General features: G+C 67.4%; 18 protein-coding genes. 9 read left to right on the plus strand and 9 right to left on the minus strand.

Features of this window, described 5'->3' with window-relative positions:
* Window positions 1-82 precede the first annotated feature (82 nt).
* Window positions 83-1,387 carry a BREX system ATP-binding protein BrxD gene (gene brxD / locus ACWEF2_RS01970; protein ID WP_453811134.1) on the plus strand — a complete coding sequence of 435 codons (1,305 nt, stop codon included), beginning with the start codon at window positions 83-85 and terminating at the stop codon, window positions 1,385-1,387.
* Complete coding sequence (locus tag ACWEF2_RS01975) at window positions 1,384-3,492, plus strand: DEAD/DEAH box helicase (RefSeq protein WP_453811135.1); 2,109 nt, start codon at window positions 1,384-1,386, stop codon at window positions 3,490-3,492. The genes brxD and ACWEF2_RS01975 overlap by 4 nt, the downstream gene beginning before the upstream one ends.
* Window positions 3,493-3,591: 99 nt before the next feature.
* Here the strand turns inward: ACWEF2_RS01975 and ACWEF2_RS01980 are convergent, their stop codons facing one another.
* Window positions 3,592-5,520, minus strand: a complete 1,929-nt coding sequence (locus ACWEF2_RS01980; RefSeq protein ID WP_453811136.1) for a DNA/RNA helicase domain-containing protein — start codon at window positions 5,518-5,520, stop codon at window positions 3,592-3,594.
* 126 nt (window positions 5,521-5,646) lie between these two features.
* Window positions 5,647-6,003, minus strand: coding sequence for a nucleotide pyrophosphohydrolase (locus tag ACWEF2_RS01985; RefSeq protein WP_453811137.1), 357 nt, complete (start codon window positions 6,001-6,003; stop codon window positions 5,647-5,649).
* Window positions 6,004-6,238: 235 nt separating this feature from the next.
* On the opposite strand from ACWEF2_RS01985, the gene ACWEF2_RS01990 reads away from it, so the two are divergent.
* From ACWEF2_RS01990 to ACWEF2_RS02010, 5 genes are all read left to right on the plus strand, one after another.
* A complete protein-coding gene (locus ACWEF2_RS01990) occupies window positions 6,239-6,376 on the plus strand; it encodes a hypothetical protein (RefSeq protein ID WP_453811138.1) in 138 nt (45 codons plus the stop codon).
* A complete protein-coding gene (locus ACWEF2_RS01995; RefSeq protein ID WP_453811139.1) occupies window positions 6,352-7,233 on the plus strand; it encodes a hypothetical protein in 882 nt (293 codons plus the stop codon). Before ACWEF2_RS01990 ends, ACWEF2_RS01995 begins: the two co-directional genes overlap by 25 nt.
* Window positions 7,234-7,318: 85 nt before the next feature.
* Window positions 7,319-7,936, plus strand: a complete 618-nt coding sequence (locus ACWEF2_RS02000; protein ID WP_453811140.1) for a hypothetical protein — start codon at window positions 7,319-7,321, stop codon at window positions 7,934-7,936.
* Between the two features lie 373 nt (window positions 7,937-8,309).
* Window positions 8,310-8,954, plus strand: coding sequence for a hypothetical protein (locus ACWEF2_RS02005; protein ID WP_453811141.1), 645 nt, complete (start codon window positions 8,310-8,312; stop codon window positions 8,952-8,954).
* A complete protein-coding gene (locus ACWEF2_RS02010; protein WP_453811142.1) occupies window positions 8,951-9,322 on the plus strand; it encodes a type II toxin-antitoxin system PemK/MazF family toxin in 372 nt (123 codons plus the stop codon). Before ACWEF2_RS02005 ends, ACWEF2_RS02010 begins: the two co-directional genes overlap by 4 nt.
* A 195-nt stretch (window positions 9,323-9,517) precedes the next feature.
* Here the strand turns inward: ACWEF2_RS02010 and ACWEF2_RS02015 are convergent, their stop codons facing one another.
* Window positions 9,518-9,808 carry a hypothetical protein gene (locus ACWEF2_RS02015; protein ID WP_453811143.1) on the minus strand — a complete coding sequence of 97 codons (291 nt, stop codon included), beginning with the start codon at window positions 9,806-9,808 and terminating at the stop codon, window positions 9,518-9,520.
* Window positions 9,809-9,933: 125 nt separating this feature from the next.
* Here ACWEF2_RS02015 and ACWEF2_RS02020 point away from each other — a divergent pair, with 125 nt between their 5' ends.
* Window positions 9,934-10,338, plus strand: coding sequence for a hypothetical protein (locus tag ACWEF2_RS02020; RefSeq protein WP_453811144.1), 405 nt, complete (start codon window positions 9,934-9,936; stop codon window positions 10,336-10,338).
* 1 nt (window position 10,339) lies between these two features.
* Here the strand turns inward: ACWEF2_RS02020 and ACWEF2_RS02025 are convergent, their stop codons facing one another.
* From ACWEF2_RS02025 to ACWEF2_RS02035, 3 genes are all read right to left on the minus strand, one after another.
* Window positions 10,340-12,391 (minus strand): hypothetical protein, encoded by a 2,052-nt coding sequence (locus tag ACWEF2_RS02025; protein ID WP_453811145.1) that lies wholly within the window; start codon window positions 12,389-12,391, stop codon window positions 10,340-10,342.
* Between the two features lie 430 nt (window positions 12,392-12,821).
* The gene (locus ACWEF2_RS02030) at window positions 12,822-13,535 is read right to left on the minus strand and encodes a hypothetical protein (protein WP_453811146.1); all 714 of its coding nucleotides are present in this window, start codon (window positions 13,533-13,535) and stop codon (window positions 12,822-12,824) included.
* The gene (locus ACWEF2_RS02035; RefSeq protein ID WP_453811147.1) at window positions 13,532-14,884 is read right to left on the minus strand and encodes a hypothetical protein; all 1,353 of its coding nucleotides are present in this window, start codon (window positions 14,882-14,884) and stop codon (window positions 13,532-13,534) included. Before ACWEF2_RS02035 ends, ACWEF2_RS02030 begins: the two co-directional genes overlap by 4 nt.
* Before the next feature lie 259 nt (window positions 14,885-15,143).
* Between ACWEF2_RS02035 and ACWEF2_RS02040 the strand changes: the two genes are divergently transcribed.
* Window positions 15,144-15,290 (plus strand): hypothetical protein, encoded by a 147-nt coding sequence (locus ACWEF2_RS02040; RefSeq protein WP_453811148.1) that lies wholly within the window; start codon window positions 15,144-15,146, stop codon window positions 15,288-15,290.
* Between the two features lie 91 nt (window positions 15,291-15,381).
* Here ACWEF2_RS02040 and ACWEF2_RS02045 read toward each other — a convergent pair whose 3' ends face one another.
* From ACWEF2_RS02045 to ACWEF2_RS02055, 3 genes are read right to left on the minus strand one after another with little or no spacing between them, the layout of a single operon-like run.
* On the minus strand, window positions 15,382-16,170 hold the full coding sequence (locus tag ACWEF2_RS02045; protein ID WP_453811149.1) for a DUF6082 family protein: 789 nt from the start codon (window positions 16,168-16,170) through the stop codon (window positions 15,382-15,384).
* Window positions 16,170-16,790: a DUF6879 family protein gene (locus ACWEF2_RS02050; protein ID WP_453811150.1), complete on the minus strand. Its 621-nt coding sequence runs from the start codon at window positions 16,788-16,790 to the stop codon at window positions 16,170-16,172. The genes ACWEF2_RS02045 and ACWEF2_RS02050 overlap by 1 nt, the downstream gene beginning before the upstream one ends.
* Entirely contained in the window at window positions 16,783-17,052 is a 270-nt protein-coding gene (locus tag ACWEF2_RS02055) for a hypothetical protein (RefSeq protein WP_453811151.1), read from the minus strand. The genes ACWEF2_RS02050 and ACWEF2_RS02055 overlap by 8 nt, the downstream gene beginning before the upstream one ends.
* Between the last annotated feature and the right edge of the window lie 309 nt (window positions 17,053-17,361).

The raw sequence follows: 17,361 nt of genomic DNA on the forward strand, positions 1-17,361 counted from the left end.
CGGGCCGTGAAGAACAGGGCGGGCCGTGAGGTCCGACGCAGGTCGCGAGGTGCGGTGCGGGCCGTGAGGGCAGGGGCAAGCAGTGAAGGTCAGTGAACGCCGCCGCCGCGAGGTGATCGACGCCCTGCGGCGCGGGACTGTTCCCTCGGCGGGGCTCGACCTGCTCGCCGTTGGGCTCGACCGCTTCACCGGTGCGCTGGACGCCGAACTGGACACGGCGGTCCAGGGTGGCTCCGTCTTCAAGGCGGTTCGCGGGGAGTACGGCTCGGGCAAGACGTTCTTCGCCCGGTGGCTGGCCGAGCGGGCCAAACAGCACGGCATGGCCGTCGCCGAGGTGCAGATCTCCGAGACCGAGACGCCGCTGCATCGGCTGGAGACCGTCTACCGGCGGCTCTGCGAGAACCTGTCCACGGCCGAGTTCCCGCCGAGCGCGCTGCGCTCGATCGTCGACGCGTGGATGTTCACGTTGGAGGAGGACGCGCTGTCCGCCGGTGTGTCCGAGTCGGACTCCGCCGCCCTGGACCAGGCCGTCGAGTCGCTGCTGGAGAAGAGGCTGGCCGAGGTCAGCCGGTCGGCACCCACTTTCGCCGCGGCGCTGCGCGGCTACCGTACGGCGGTCGCCGCGGGAGATCCGGCGACCGCCGAGGGCGTGCTCGCCTGGCTGGGCGGGCAACCGCACGTGTCGGCGTCGGCCAAACGGTCGGCCGGGGTGCGCGGAGACCTGGACCACTTCGGCGCGCTGGGCTTCCTCCAGGGACTGCTGACGGTCCTGCGCGACTCCGGCCATCCCGGGCTGCTGCTCGTTCTGGACGAGGTCGAGACGTTGCAGCGCGTCCGCTCCGACGTCCGGGACAAGGCGCTGAACGCGCTGCGGCAGCTTGTCGACGAGATCGACTCCGGCCGGTTCCCCGGACTCTACGTGCTCGTCACCGGAACCCCGGCGTTCTTCGAGGGACACCAGGGCCTGCAACGCCTGCCCCCGCTGGCCTCCCGGCTGGCGACCGACTTCACCACCGACCCGCGCTTCGACAACCCGCGTGCCGTGCAGATCCGGCTGCCGGGCTTCACCCGGGAGGGCCTGCTGGAACTGGGGGGCAGGGTCCGCGACCTCTACGCCGTGGGCGCCTCCCCCCGCGTCCCCGACCTGGTCGACGACGACTACGTCGCGTTGCTGGCGGAGGCGGTCGCGGGTTCGCTCGGAGGCAAGGTCGGTGTCGCCCCCCGGGTCTTCCTGAAGAAGCTCGTGGGAGACATCCTGGACCGGGTCGACCAGTTTCCCGACTTCACCCCCCGTGAGCACTACCGGCTCACCGTCGGTACCGCCGAGCTCAACGAGGTCGAGCGCAACGCGATGTCGGTCGACGACGTCGAGCTGGACGTCCTTTGAGCGCGGACGACCTCCACCCCGTCGTCCTGCACCACATCGTCAACACCCTGGGCTGGCCGGGGCTGCGACCGCTGCAGGAGGCGGCGGTCGAGCCGCTGATCGCCGGCTCGGACGCCCTGCTGCTGGCCCCAACCGCCGGAGGAAAGACCGAGGCGGCGATGTTCCCCCTGCTCAGCCGGATGGCCTCGGCCAACTGGCGCGGGATGTCCGTGCTCTACGTCTGCCCGATCAAGGCACTGCTCAACAACCTCCTGCCGCGTCTGGAGGGCTACGCGAGCTGGACCGGCCGCCGTGTCGCGCTCTGGCACGGTGACGTCTCCGGCACCCGGCGCAAGCAGATCCTGCGCGACCCGCCGGACATCCTGCTCACCACGCCCGAGTCGATCGAGTCGATGCTGGTCAGCGTGAACGTCGACCACCGGCAGTTCTTCGAGGGACTGCGGGCCATCGTGGTCGACGAGGTCCACGCATTCGCCGGCGACGACCGGGGCTGGCACCTGCTGGCCGTGCTGGAACGGCTCACCCACCTGATCGGCCGGCCGGTCCAGCGCGTCGGCCTGTCGGCCACCGTGGGCAATCCGGCCGAACTGCTCGCCTGGCTCCAGGGGTCGGGGAAGGGGAGCAGGCCGGGGAAGGTCGTGGCCCCGGAGGCGGTCGCCGTACCGTCGCGGACGCCATCCGGTGACGTCCAGCTCGACTACGTCGGGTCGGTGTCCAACGCCGCCGCGCTCGTCGCCACGCTGCACCGGGGCGAGAAGCGGCTGGTCTTCTGCGACTCCAGGCGGCTGGTCGAGGAAGTCGGTCACGCGCTGCGCGCCCGGGGCGTCACCACGTTCCTGTCCCACGCGTCGCTGTCGGCGGACGAGCGCCGCCAGTCCGAGCAGGCGTTCGCCGAGGCCCGGGACTGCGTCATCGTCGCCACCTCCACACTGGAGCTCGGCATCGACGTCGGCGACCTCGACCGGGTGATCCAGCTCAACGCGCCGTCCACGGTCGCCTCGTTCCTCCAGCGGATCGGCCGTACAGGGCGAAGACCCGGAACGGCCCGCAACTGCCTGTTCCTCGCGCTGGACGAGGAGTCGCTGCTACAGGCCGCCGGGCTCCTGCACCTGTGGGGACAGGGGTTCGTCGAACCGGTCGTCGCGCCCGCCGAGCCCCGGCACATCGTCGCGCAGCAGATCCTCGCGCTCTGCCTGCAGGAGCGCCGCGTCGGCGACCGGACCTGGCAGGAGTGGTGGAACGGCCTCGGCCCGTTCGGCCCGCAGGCCACCGTGATCCTCAGGCACCTGGTCGGCAACGGCTATCTCGACGGGGACGGGGGCATGCTCTTCGTGGGCCCCGAGGCCGAACGACGCTTCGGCCGCCGCCACTTCATGGAGATGACCGGGGTCTTCACCTCCGCCCCCGAGTTCACCGTGCTGTCCGGGCGCAGGGAGATCGGCCGGACCGACCCCGCGCTGCTCACCGAGCGGGTCGAGGGCCCCCGCCTGCTGCTGCTCGCCGGCCGTACCTGGCGGGTCACCTACATCGACTGGTCACGTCGGCGCTGCTTCGTCGAGGCGGCAGACGGCCGGGGCAAGGCCCGCTGGGGCGGCACCGGCTACGGCGGCCTGTCCCGCGCGCTGACCCAGGGCATGCGAGAGGTTCTCCTCGGGACGGATCCCCCCGTCCGGCTCAGCAGGCGGGCGGTCGAGCGACTCGCCGTCGTCAGGGAGGGCGCCGTCGACACCGTCCACCCCGGGGGAACCGTCATCACCCGGGATCCCGCGACGGACGATGTGCGCTGGTGGACCTGGGCGGGTTTCCGGGCCAACGCCACGCTGGCCGCGACCCTCGACGGCATCGCGGTGCCCGGTCAGCGAGTCGACGAGGTGTCCATTCGCCTCCGGAGCGACCTCACCCGGGAGATGTGGAGGGCCGGAACGGCCGACGCCACCGACCGGCTCTGCCTTCCCGACGTGGACGAGAGGGCCCTGCACGGCCTGAAGTTCAGTGCCGCCCTTCCGGAACGCCTCGCTGTCGCGACCCTGGCCACCCGCCTGGCCGATCTCGACGGTGCCGACACGACGCTCGGCCAAGCGGTCCGCTGGATGATGTCCCGGTAGGGGCCTTGACCGTTCGCCCTGGGTTTGGTCTCCGAACCAGGATTCCCGCGAACGGGGTGTGCCGGAAGCCGTCTCCAGGTGGGGGTCATCCGGGCTCGTTCATAGCGAGGTGGGCAGGCGCCGTGCGGAACCTCCCCGCTCAATGACAGGACCGTCGAACAGCTTGGACAGGAACCTCTGGGTTTCGGGATCCACGGCGTGGATGACGACGCCCCGGAGGCCACGGGTGAGCAGGACCTTGTAGGTGTTGCGGATCAGGCGATCGGCCTGCTCGTCGGTGACGTCACGCTTTTTGAGCTCCGGATCCCTGCTGGCTGTTCGGACGGTGACAAGTCCACCGTCGCGATAGACCAGGTCAGGGCCGATGATCACGCCGCTCCAGTCGTATTCGAAGCCCTGGGCGGTGTAGACGCAGCCGACCTGCCCGAAGCCGCCGTCCATGGTCGCCCACAGGGCGCTCGCGGGGGCGTTGCCCATGGCTCTGTCACCCTTGACGTTCCACGGACGGGACCAGTCGCCGACCTGGACGTCGTGGACGAGTGTGTCGTCCTTGCGGGGATCGCTCCAAGGCCAGCAGAAGCCGGCCGTCATCCGAGCCGAATAACCCCCGTCCAGCTTCGAACGGAGCGAGGCCTCGAGTTCGCGGGGGGATCCTGTGAGGGACACGGCGAAATGCTCGTCGCCCGCCCACGGCTCGGGAGAGCCACCGTCCAGGCCGAGAAGCCGCAGCACCCACTCCTGGTACGTTCTGCTGCCTCCGCACCGGAACTGCTCGTCGAGGGAGATCACGTGGACGGGGAACCCGCGGGCCTCCGCATGATTCCTGATCTCGGCGACCGTACCCATCTCACCAGGCCGTACGACCTGGTGTTCGTCCAGCAGGAAGACGGGAACCCGTGCGGCGTCGATCAGCTCGTCCACTTGGCGGCGATCGCTGCGGAGACGGGCCGGGGTGTAGCGGTTCTGTGACGTCTCCCGGATGCGATGTGCCTCGTCGCAGATGAGGACGTCAAGGCCGTTGCGCTCGGCTCTCATGAAACTGTTGAAGTATTTGAAGAGGTTCTTCACCCGGGAAGAGCCCTTTCCCGGAACGCGGCGCAGCGTCTCGGTGAACGAGCGGGATCCCGTGGCGTGCATGACGAGACGTCCCTGTCGCGACAACTCGCCCAGCAGGGAGAGCGCGATGACGCTCTTGCCGCTTCCCGGACCGCCGGTGACGATGACGACTTCCTTCGAATCGGCTCTGCGGGCACTGTCCACCGAGTTCAGCGCGATCTCGTACGCGAGCCGCTGCTCCGCCAGAAGAACGAACTGCTCCCGCTCCCTGATCTCCTGGGCGGCCAGCTTGAGGAGCTGTTTGGAGGGGCGGACGGCGCTGCCGAGCAGCCGGTCAGCCGCCTCGGCGCCGGAGTCGGGAGCGAACCGATCGCGAAGATAGGCGAGGAAAGCCCCGCGCCGGGACTTGGTGAACAGACGGCTCCGCTCGTCCTGGTCTCGCGCGTAGAGATCCTGGACATCGAGGTCGGCCGCGTTGTGGAGGTATGCCACGCCTCTGATCGCGTCGTCTCGGCCCTCCAGAGCGCCGACGAAGTCGGAGATGTAGTCGCAGTAGCCCTGGACTTGAAGCGCGGGGTGCAGTCTGGGGCCGCCGGGACCGCCTTCGACGAGGACGAGCTTCGGATCGTTCTCGAAGAGTTCGGCCTGGCTCCACTGCTTGAGCTCCACGACGACGTAGGCATCGCCCGCCGTACGGCGATCCACCCCCGCGAGCACGACGTCGGCGCGCTTGCTGGTCAGCGGGAGTTGGTATTCGACCAGCATCTCGACGCCGCCGAGACCGGCGTCGACCAGGTCACGGGCGAGAACCGGAAGACTGCGGTCCCAGGACCTGCGTTCGGCAGGAGAGGGGTTGATGCGCGACGTCCTTCTGAGGTGCTCGGCGATGACCTCGCTGAGCCGTCTTTCGGGAACCGAATCGTCGGTTGCCAGCGTGGTCAGACTTTCGGCCGAATGCCGAAATGCCGTCACGGACCTACCCCCAGGCAGCACGAGAGACTCGTGCGGTATGGGAGCGTGTCCGCGATCAGTCGATCAGCGGAAGCCCGTCGGGCCGCATCACTATGCGAAGCACATTACAGCGATCATCCGACAAAATCAGACGAGTGGCGGCGCCTTCCTGGCCGACCCACGATAGGTCTCCACGCTGTAGCGCCTGCCGCTCTCGTCGAGCTTGGCGTGGGCTGCGTCGATGAGGTCGATCTTCAATACGTCGGCGAGCCGGGTCAGATAGATCATGACGTCGGCCAGCTCGGATCTGAGACGTGTGGCCGTCCCCTGGTCGTCCATGACCTTCGCCGCTTCTTCGGGCGTCAACCACTGGAGCTCCGCGAGCAACTCGCCGACCTCGCCCGCCAAGGCCATGGCGAGGTTCTTCGAGGTGTGGAACTGCTCCCAGTCCCTGTCCTGTGCGAACCTCCGCAGTCTGTCGGTCAGCTCTTCCAGCCCTGTCATGGAAGCACGTTACAAGGAGACGCTCGGCTGGGAGCCGGCCGCGGGACGATGTCGGCGCACTGGCCACTGCTGCGGAAGGCCTGGGCCGACGTCGGCCGTCCCGAACCGCGGCAACAGCCGCTGCCCGAGCGTCACACGGCGTACCTGGACATGATGGCGCAGGTCATCGACGCGGGGCGGGACATCGAGGTCGCCCGGCAGCACGGCGCGCCGCCCATTCACTACCGGCGCCCTCATGGTGGAGAGCCACCTCATCGCCCTGCGGGACCAGATCCTCGCCTCCACCGAGGGGACGGTCGCGCGCCTCGCCGTGTTCACGGACGACGGGCAGGTGGCCGGCCGTTCACGGTGGACCACGGCCGGGTCCGGCTGACCGAGCTGGGCCTGCACTCCGCGCGCGCGGGCGTGCGCTACACGCCGAAGGAGAGCCGGCAGAAGCTGCTGATCGAGCGTTTCACCGGCAGGCCGCTGCCGCGGCGGCACTATCAGGGATCGCTCAGTGTGCTGCCCAGCTCGGAGGTCCCCGCGGAAATGCTGGCCGACCGGACGCGCTTCCTTCCGCTGTTCGTGGCCACGGCGTTTCAGCCGCAGATGGTCGACGCCCTCGCCGCTCGCCCCGACCGGACCGACTACAACCTTCCCGACCGGCTCCGGGAGATCAGAGATGTCGCGGACCAGGATGCCTATCCGCCCGCTTACCTGATCGAGACCGACGATCGCTCTCTGCTCGCCTACACCGCCGTCGGCGCCGAACGGGACGCCTTCCTCGAAGGTGTCTGCCGTGACGTGCCGGCGATCCACGCGAGGATCGAGGCGGAGAGTCGCGAGGATCCACGTGACCTGTGGACCCGATGGCTGGCCGACAACGCGCTCGGCCCCGGCCTGCCCCGGCAACTGCCGAACGGCGTCTGGCGGGTCGCCTTGAAACCGGCCGCCTTCGCCGGACCCCCCAAGTTGCCGCTGAGCCGCGTGGGCTCTTTCCAGCTGCGCGAGCGCCACTTCCTCCAGCTGTGGTGCGACGACGCGGCGCTACGCCGCCGCGCCGTCCAGGAAAGAGCCCTTGGTATGGCACGTCTGCGCGAGGTCCGTACCCAGGAGGACCTGGTCGCCCGGATCGACGGCCTGGCCACTCAGCTTGAGGTCACTCCCCCGACGCTCGCCCACCTGCGTGCTTACGCCACCAGCAGGCGCATGCACGACCACCTCGTCCATCTCGACGCACTCGAATAAGCAAAAGTAAATTGGCGACTTTGGTATGTATATTTACATGTCAGGGTTTGTCGATTATTGTCATTCTGGAAAATCTGGTGGCGTGATGTGCGATGACATCTCCATGCGATATCGGAGCATTGTTCTTCGTTATCGTGGCATGATCGAAGATCGAGAGCATTTCTGTTATACCGTGACCACGCCCCTTACCCTCGACGAAGCTCTCCGGCGCATTGGCGTGGAGAGGAGAGACCTCGTTCCGGCCGATGGGGTCGACACCCTGGCCGAGGAGGGACATCTCCTTATCGGACAGTACGGGCAGGCCGTTGTCACGTTCGACGAAGCCGGGGTCGGCCGCTTCCTCCGAGGCGAAGCCCTCGCGAGAGGGTGTGACCGCTGGGTCGTGCAATGGGACTTCTACAACCTGATGTTCAGCTATTCCTCCCGAGATGGCGGCGGCAGTTGGGACGAGGAGTTATGCGATGACGAGCGGTCTTCGGAGAAGATGGTCGAGGCATTGCGGGAGGGGCCCCTCGCGGAGTACGCCGACCTGTTCCACCGCTATGTTGAGATGGAGCGGGGTGATGTCGACGAGGAGGCCGACCCGGCCTACCTGCAAGCCGTCATGTTGACGGTCCTCGAACTGCGGACAGGTGTACGGCTCGACGACGGGCTCATCGACGGCCTTCCCTGCGCTGTCCGTGTCCCGCAAAGTCTGCGATAGAAGGGGTCGGCTGGGCCGCAGCCCTCTTGATCTCGATCGGTGCTCCAGGGTCAAGGACGAGAAGCTCTATCCCCGGGCCACGGCCGAGGGATTTCACGTCGTGCTGACCAACGACGCCCGGCGGATGCGGCGGCTTGAGCCGTACGGCGACGGCGTGATGGTCCGCGAGTTCCGCGACCACCTGAACAGCGAGCTCGCCGCCTGACGAGCGCATCGTCCGGGATGTGGCGATCGACTGACATCCTCGTTGCCGAATGTGATGATGTGTTCACCTGGTGTCATCGTCTTTTCCTGGCGGCGACATCTGACGTTCAGCGGTGAAAACAACCGAAGGGGTACGGTGGCAGTGGGGCGGATCGTGGGAGGAGCGGTGATGAGCATGCCTCTTGAGTCACCCAATCCCCTGGCCAGCGCTGTTCTGGCGGTGCTGAAGGCGGCTCGCGAGCTGGAGTTCGAGATCACCAAGACGAAGCTGGCGAAGCTGCTCTACCTTGCCGATCTGGAGGCCGTCGAGTCGGGGCGCACGCAGTTCAGCGGTGCCACCTGGCGGTGGGACAACTACGGTCCCTACGATCACGCGCTCATGCGTGCCGAGGACTGGGTGGTGGAGAGCGAGTTGGTGGAGCGCCGCGACAACCGGAACGCGGACTACGGCTCGTGTGTGCTCACCGTGACCGTCGACATCGAAGATCCGCTGGACACAGACGACATGGAATGTGTGCGGAAGGTCGTCCGCCTGCACGGCGGCAAGAGTCCGGCCGGTCTCAAGGATCTCTCCTACGAGACCGTTCCCATGGTTGAGGCGCGGGCGGGTGGTGAGCGGGGAGTTCTGCTCGATCTCAACCGCGCACGGCGCCGCAGGCAGGTGGCCGCCCTTCGGGAGCGGTTCCGTTCGCGGCGTGGAGTGCTGCCTCCGCAGCAGGACGATCCGGGGGCGGGGGAAACGCTGAGAGCGGAGTTCCTGGAGGCGAGAGACAGCCTCCGGCGGGCCAACGCGAAGACACTGGGTGATCAGTGAAGGCATCCATCCGCAAGGGTGGCGTCTATCTCGTATCCGATCGGTCGCTCACGATGCCCCCCAACGACCAGCGCAACTACCATCCGAAACGGCCAGTGATCGTTCTCAGCGGTGACGCGAAGAACGAGCAGGCCGACTGGCCCCTGGTGTATGTCGTCCCAACCTCGACGGCGACCACGCTCAAGACGGAATACTGCGTCAAGCTTGCCCAGGGAACCGGCAACCTGCCGAGTAAATGCTGGGTGCGGACGGTCTGCGCCCAGCCCTTCCTCAAAGAGGAGCTCGGTGACTACCTGGGACAGTTGCCGGCCCAGGTTCTCTGTCTGATCGAGGAGAATCTGTTCGCCTACATGGGTCTTGTCGACTGAGGGCGTAACGACTGGATCCAATCGCTTGATCCATGATCGTGATTTTCTGGAAGCGGAGGCCGAACGCCATGCGGGTGGTGTCACTGATCGGCCGGTTCGTTCCTGCCTGGCCCCCTTTCCAAGGGCCCCTACCGTCTTACCGAAGACCGTGGCGATGCCCCTATCCGGCTTTCGGCCGGACCCCGGCCCTATGGGTCAATGTCGTGCGGTGGAAGAGGGAACCTTCGCAGGGGCGGAGCGGATCTCCTCTTCGAGGGTGCTGACGAGTGCCTGGGCGGCCTGGCGCAGCCGTACGCGGCGGGCGCTGAGGTCTTCGGCGAACCGCCGGGCCGTCGGTCCCACCCACGTGGGCCGGCCGGTGAACTGGGCGTGGGCGGGGTCAAGCGCGGCCTCCAGGATGGCGACCCGCGCCCTGACCTCAGCCAGCGTCTGTTCCAACACCTGGCGCCGAGGGTTGGGCACCAGGCCCTCCGGCTGAGGATTCATACGCGCCTCTTCGGACGGGGGTACGTCGGATGGATCTATTGGACATTATTAGATCTACGGCACGTCGGCCAGTCCCGGAGGAATTCATGGCATGTTCTGTACGGCGCGGCGTCATGGTCTGTGCGGTGGCGTTGCTGGCGGTGTCCGGATGTGGGGACGGCGGCCCCACGGTGGCTCAGGCGGGGGAGACGCTCAAAGCTCACATCACCGAGCTGATGAAGAAGCGTTATGCCTTGGATATCCGCATCACCGATGCGGGTGGGCGTGACCTTCCTTGTGGTGAGGGCAGAGCCAAACGGACTTTTGCCGCCACCGGTAGAGATCCTGCCTCGCAAAGCGAGCCGGACAGTCTCAATACCCTCCTGCTGGGTACGCTTTCCGGGGTCGCTCCCTACCGTATTGTCGAAGACCGCGGTAACGCCCCCATCCGGCTTGCCAACGACGAATCCAAGACAAAGATCACCTTGGAGTCACCAGCCAACGGGCAGTACGCGGTCAGAGGCGAAACCGAGTGTCTTCCAACCTCGTGAGTTAACTGTCGAAGGCTAGACCACGTTCCCGGCCCCGCTTGCTGCCGCCCTCGAACCAGCTCGATGTGTCGTTGGACAGTGTTCCAAGCGCAACCTTGTCAGTGCCGCCCATGCCGTTGGCGGCCACCCACCTCTCGAAGGATTCAAGTCCCCGGTTGCCCTGTTTGATCAGGTCGGCGAAGGGTTTGAGGTTGCCCTTGGTGTCGGTTATCGCCACGCCGGGTGGGCACGTGGCCTGCCACTCGGCGGGTGTCACCTTCGGGGCGAAGCCGTTGGCCATGAGGAGTTGAGCGTAGGTGTGCTGGCGGCCGAGGGTCTCCATGGCGTCCCTCTTGTCCGCCCGGTCCACCCGGGTCTCGTCCTCTTCGCCGAAGACCTCTTGGACGGTCTCCTTGGTGGAGATGGAGGCGCTCAGCAGGAACCAGGCGTAATCCGCCGCCCTGATCGGTGAGAAGTAGAGGCTCAGCACTCCGATGCCGTTGTCACGGAAGTACTTCACAATGCTCTGTCGCTTTTTATCGATACTGTCCAGGTTGCCCTGGACCTTCTCGATGGCGGCCAGTTCGAAGCCGCGCAGGTTGCCCAGGGCGGTGAACACCTGGTCCATGCGCTTGACGTCTCCGGTGCTCCTGGTCGTCGCCGAGGCGTCGGCGATCAGTTTCAGGGTGAGGGCGCCCATTCTCTTTTCGAATGGGGTGAGGTTCTTGTCGGAGTCGGCGAAGGTCTTCAGGAAGCGGTAGGTGTCCTTCGGGCTCAGGGTGAACGCCGACGTCGTGCCGAAGGCCGAGGTGAAGGGCTTCAGCGTGCTCGCCTCGGTCATGTTGGCGTCGCCGATGTTCGCGCCCTCGACGAGTTCGGTGGCGTACGCGCCGGCCAGCTCCGACATGAAGATCCGGGCACCCGGCGCGACCTCCATCGGCGTGCCCGGCGCGTCGTCGGTGCCGTCGACGTCCCTGAGGTCTCCCATGATGGTCATGACATTGAAGGCGTACTTCGCGGCCTCGGGGCTGTGCGGGCCCTTCTCGTAGGCTCCTCCTATGGAGGCGAGCATCCGGCCGAACTCCGCGCTGACGTCGAAGTCGACGCTCGGATACCTGGAGGCGGGTTCAAGGCTCTTCGTGCGGTTGAGCTCGGTGAACAGATCTCTGAGGTCCTCACGCGACAGGGTGTCGAACAGACCCCTGGTCATCTCTGGGTTGTTCGCCAGGACGGGCAGGAACGGGGTGAGATCGGTCTTCCACCGCCGGGGGCGGCTGCCGTCGCCGGCGCCGATCGGCTTTCCCGCCCTGCCCTGCATGATCTCGGTGAGCCACGCGGTGGGGAACGTACCGTACTGGAGCAGAGACGCCAGACCGTCGTCCGAGGCTTTCCTGAGACTGCCCGCCTTCCACGCCGAGCCGAGGACCCCCGGCTGCGCGCGCAGCGCCGTGGCCAGGGCGCCGCTGATGACCCGCCGATGTTCGCCGTTCGCCTTCTCGCCGTACCTCGTCAGGCGGTGAATCATGGTGAGCACGCCTTCGGGGCCGAGGATCCGGAAGAACCCGGCGGTGAAGTAGGCGTCCCCCCGCTTGTCGGCGAGCTTGTCGAGGATCCGGTCGTAATCGGCGTCGGGCAGGCCGAGAGGGGAGGAGGGGAGGCGCTTGAACCGGGCGGCGAGTTTGGCGCCTTCCTTGGCGTTGGTCGCCGACGTCTTTCCCGTCTTCTCGTCGTAGGCCAGCAGTCCCCAGCTGATCGGGTCCTGGAGCCAGTCGCCGGTCCACGCCGAGACCTGCTCCGGAGTGCCGATCGCTCCTCCTATCATGGGGAGGTCCTGGTTGATCGTCTGCAGGCGTTCGCGCAGCCCCGGGAGCTCGTCGCCGATCCAGCCCTCGATCTCCCTGATCGGCCGCAGGGCCGTCGCCGACGTCTCGGCCGTGGCGAGCAACTGGCGGATCCGCTCGGACTGCTCGCCGATCACGTTGCGACCGCGTTCCAAGGCGGTGACGAAGCCCTGCATCAGATCGGGGTCGATTCCGGCGAAGTCCGGCGAAAGAGGCCCCGTTTCCGACGGCATCGACTCCACCATTCCCCTTCCGCTATTTTTAATTGTTTCACTCTAGCTTTGCGATGGGCGTATTCAGTCGCGGCTGAGAACCGAGGCGATGTGGAGTCCCGCCTTGTGGTGGACGGCGGATTTCTCGGTGTGCCCGGCGATGCCGCGCCACTGTTTGAGACTGTCGATGACAGCGGCCGACGTCGGCCGTGAGGAGAATCCCGGACGTGTCCGCGCTCCCCGGACACCCGTGCGAAGGCCGAGAGATCGCGGCTCGCGGGTCGGGGTCACAGGTGACACGCGCAACGGTCTGCTGAGACGGGAGGGCCGGAGGCCGAACCCGTGGAGAGGCGAGAATCAGTCCCACGTCCGGACGTCCGTCTTGATCCACGGACGTTGGCGGAGGCCCACACCGGTGGGGGCCGGGAGGTGGAGGAGCCTGGTCCGCGCCTCACCCATCAGGTGATTTCGGGGGTTTGGTGGCGGGGGAGCAGCCGTAGGTCATGAGGTAGATCTCCATGGAGATCGACCCGCTGGGGGCGGCGAGGTCGTGGAAGTTCCTGGTCACGGCCGTTCCGAAGATGCGCGGGTACGCCTCACGGATGGCCGTGTTGACCCGGGTGGCCAGGCGGACGCCGTCCCCGGCGGCGCCGTCGGCGCCGAAGGTCAGGACCATGCCCGCGTGCTGTCCCGCCAGGTGCTCCCGGTGTTTGAGCAACTCCTGCCGGACCTGCGAGGCCAGCGCGCCGTCCCCGACGCCGGGGGCGATCTGGAACGAGATCGTGATCGGCTTCGCCTGAACGTCTCCGAGGGGGCCGGTACAGGGGGAGGGAGTCGGCGAGGAGCCCGGAGGGCTCGGCCGGGCGGGTGCGGGATTCTTCTCCGCCGGAGGCGGGGTGGGTGCGGGGCTCTCCTCCACCGGGGGCCGGGCGGGCGTGGGGTTCTTCTCCGCCGGGGGCCGGGTGGCGTCGGGGGGAGGCTGCTCGGCCTCCGGCAGGGGCTGGACGATTTCCGGCAGGGGCCGGGCGGTCTCCGCCAGGGACTGGGCATGCGAGGGAGGCGGCGCCTGGGCGCCCAGCATGATGATCGTGACTCCGAGCAGCAGGTCGGCGAAGAGCCAGCCGGCCAGCAGGGGTGAGGCGGAGGTCCTTCTGCGGGCGGTCATCGCCGGGTCCCCTGGGGGGTGTCCGGGCCCTCGTCGACGCTTTCCGGGGCGGGAGGGCCGGTCGGGCCGGCCGCGAGCTGGAGCTCGGTGATCGCGTGCTTCAGGTCGGTGAGCTCGCCGTCCGTGAGCTCCCTCACCTTCGCCGGTAGTTCGGCCAGGACCTCTCCCAGTACGCCGGGGAGCCGGTCGAGCGTGTCGGTGACCCGTTCACCGAGGAGGTTGACGGCCTTCTCCGTCGATGAGCCGACCGAGTCGATCGAGACGGCCGCGCGGCCGACCGCGTAGCCGATGCTCGCCGTCGCGTCGACCAGCTTGTCGACCCGGGTGTCCAGGCCGGATACGGTGCCCTGGACCGACCTCATGGATCGTACGATCTCGTCGTTGAACGCGCGCCGCATGTCGAGGGTGGTCTGCGAGAGGGTCGTGGACAGCTGGTTCCCCGCGTTGGTCACCGCCTGACCGGTCCTGGACCCCGCGCTGTCGATCAGGGCTGAGGCCCGCACCACCGCCGCGGTGAGATCGTCGCAGGTGCTGTTGATGGACGCCAGGTGCTTGCCGAGGAGGTCGACGGCGTCGCCCACGTCGATCGCACTGGTGGCCAGCGCGTCCGTGGTTTTCCGCGTGGACTCCAGGCTCAGGGTGAGCGCCTCCACCAGCTCGGTGTGTGTCTTGCGCGCCATGACGCCGACGGAGCCGATGTCGGCCGCCACCTTGCCGAGCTCGGCTCCGAATCGGACGGGGGAGGAGAGCCGGACGCCGCCGAGCACCAGGCTCGCCTGGGTCGTCGCCCGGCGGAGCCGGACCCGGAGAGCCGCCAGTTCCCGCTCGGAGGTCTCTTCTCTGCCACTGCTCGTGACGTTCTCGAACACGGTCCAGAGGATGAGGCAGAAGATGGCCGCGAGGGTGCAGAGCGCGATGTTGTCGAACTTGAAGAACCCCGGCAGCCTGCCGTCGAAGCCCTGCTGCCACATCTCAAGGAAGGGCCGCCGGGCCGCCTCCAGCCCGTCGCTGTCGAGAACCTCGCCGTAGGCGCCCGTGGCCATCATCAGCCCGAGCCAGGTGATGAGGATCGGCACGAAGACGAGGGCGGGGCCGACGGCGGCGGCGAGTCCCCGGCGCCGTCCCGGTTTTCCCCGCGGGGACGCGGTCTCCGCCGCTTCGCCGTCCACCAGGATGGTGTCGTCGGGGGAGAAGGCGGCGAACAGGTCGATCTCACACCAGCGCTCGGCCTTGCCGGGGTCGGTGATCGCGTCCGCGAGGTCACGTAACTGGTCCTGGCGAGCCGTCAGACGGGGGTGGTCGGCGAGCTCGCGAAGCTCGGTGACAAGCTCCTGGTCCGTCACGGACAATCGACGTCCTCTCCTCAATGGCGCTGGGCACGGTCCCAAGGTCCGGATGGACCGATTCACGCCGCCGGGAGGCGTGATCATTTCGGCATACGGCGTATCTGTCAAAGGACGAAGGGGGCGATAGGCGGGTTTACCGCGGCGCGGTGTGAAGGTGGAATCGAGCGGCGCCCCGCCCCCGACCGTACCGGGCACAGGATGCCGAGTCCGCCGGGGCGGGTCCCGTCCAGCGTGAGTGATCGAAAGCGGAGGGAGGGCTGGGATGCCGGAGCGGCTGAACCAGGCCATGGATTACATCGAGCGCCACCTCGATCAGCGGATCGAGGTGGCCGAGCTCGCGCGGACCACCGTCACGTCGGAATACCACTTCCGGCGGCTGTGGATCCCCGTGGAGCGGACCACGGGCTGAGAGGGGGCCGGCCACCCCGGCCACCCCGGCCGCCGCGAACGGTTGGCCGATATCCGGTCACCGCGGCATCGGACGGACGGCACGTGCCGCCTCACGTCACCTCTTCTTGATATCGGCGTCTTCTCCGTGCGATGCCGCCTGCGACGGATGCGGCGGCCAGGAGTCCCAGGAGCAGCAGGATCCGTCCCCTGGGATGTGCCGTGAGGCGGCGTCTCATCCTTGACAGGAGGGAGCTCTCCGGGACGGGGTGAGGAGTGTCCCGGGGCGGGGCGGGAACCGCGTGGTAGACCTCGTCGAGGATGTGGTTGAAGCGGCGTTCTCGCCGGGTTCCCGCGCTCAGCGTCCGTCTCTTCCGGGTGTCGGTCCAGAACCTCCAGCCGACGGGGCCCGACAGGACGACGGCGGAGACCGCCCGTAGGTGCGCCTCGGTGATGGCGCGGAGCTCCCACATCATCAGCCAGTGGTTGACGATCATGTTGACGTACATGTGCGCGCGCTGTCTGTCCGGGTTCTCGGAGGTGAAGAACGCGCCCCAGCAGGCCCGGTACACGGGGTCCTCCATGGCCATCCGCATGAGGTCGCCGTGTAGCGCGCGCAGTGTCTGCTCGCGGTTCGCCTTGTTCTCGCGCGCCTGGAGGATCAGCGAGGCCGTCACGCCCATCAGTGCGAACACGGCGAGTACGGCGGAGGCGGCCCCGTAGGTCTGGCCGATGTCGCTCAGCCTGTTCCAGTCGGTGACCTGGTCCTTCAGGAGTGAGAGGAAGAAGGGGGAGACCACCACGAAGCCGGGCACCGCCAGAACCATGAGGAGGAGCAAGATGATGGTGAGAAGGCGGCGCCCGCTGCCGGCCAGTCGGCTGAGCGGGAGCCGCCTTCTCACTACCGAGACTCTCGACCGGCGGTCTGTAGTGGGGGAGGGAGGGCGGCGCGGTCGTTCTCCAGGAAGGTCAGGAGGTCCTCGGCCCGGGAGAAGAGGTCTTCGACCTCATGCCGGCAGGACTCCATCAACCGGGGGTCCACGATCTTCCGGGCGCCGCTCAGTGTCCCACCCTCGTCGTAGAGCACCTCGTACATGACCGACGAGCCCAGGATGACGAGCTCGGGCAGGGACCGATGGTCTCGCCCCCTCCCCAGGGCTTCGGAGTCCAGGATCCGGACCTGCTCTCCGGCTTCCGCCCTCAGCCGGATGAAGTACAGCTCCCACTGCAGGTAGGGCGTGTAGGGGCGCTCCACGACGCGGACCCGGCGCATCGGGAAACCCGGAGCCTCCAGGATCGGAGCCTGGATCTCCTGTCTGGTCTCGTCGACGATGCGCAGCGCCTCGTGCCAGTCTCCCCGGTTCAGCGCCTGCCAGCTGGGGTTGCGCGGTTCCCTGAACGATTGGCGGCATTCGAGCTTCCAGAACACCCCTTCGAGGTTCTGGAAATACGGCCAGAAATCGGAGAGATACTCCTCGGCACTGAGATTCTCCGCCCGATGTCTGCTTACATCGTCAAGCATCTGGTATATCCCGCTTCGCGGAGATGAGTTGGTTTCTGGGAATCACCACGAGACGTTCGTCGCGGCTGAGGCTCATCCCCTCGGGGAGCCGGTTCCGGTATGAATCGGTGAGGTCGCGGCCGATGACGGCGATGTCGCCATTGGAGAGTTCCCAGATGTCCGGGCAGTCCGGGCTCGCGGTCGTGTTTCCGAGTTCGAGGGGAGATTTCCCCAGGCGTCTGTGCAGTTCGGCGGCCGGATCGGCCTCCCACGGACGAGACATGGCGCTCCTCGTTTCGTAGATTTTTCCAGCGCCCACCGAGTTTCACACGACCCCTCCGGACGTGCAATGTTCCCCGCCGATCAGCCTTCCGTATCGCCATGGTCGCAATCCGTCCGGACAGGTAAGCCCTGGCCGCCGAGAAGAGGAGCCAGAAGTGATTCGGACACTCCGGTAGCCGGAGATGTATATGCCAAATATGAACAACCTTGATAATTGGCGGCAGGGTGTTCTCCGCAGGGCGGGGAGTTCAGACCGGAGCCTCGGCTCCCTTCCCCGAGTGACCCGCGCCCTTCCCCGAGTGAAAGGCCG

It is taken from the genome of Streptosporangium sp. NPDC004631 (genome assembly GCF_053601935.1).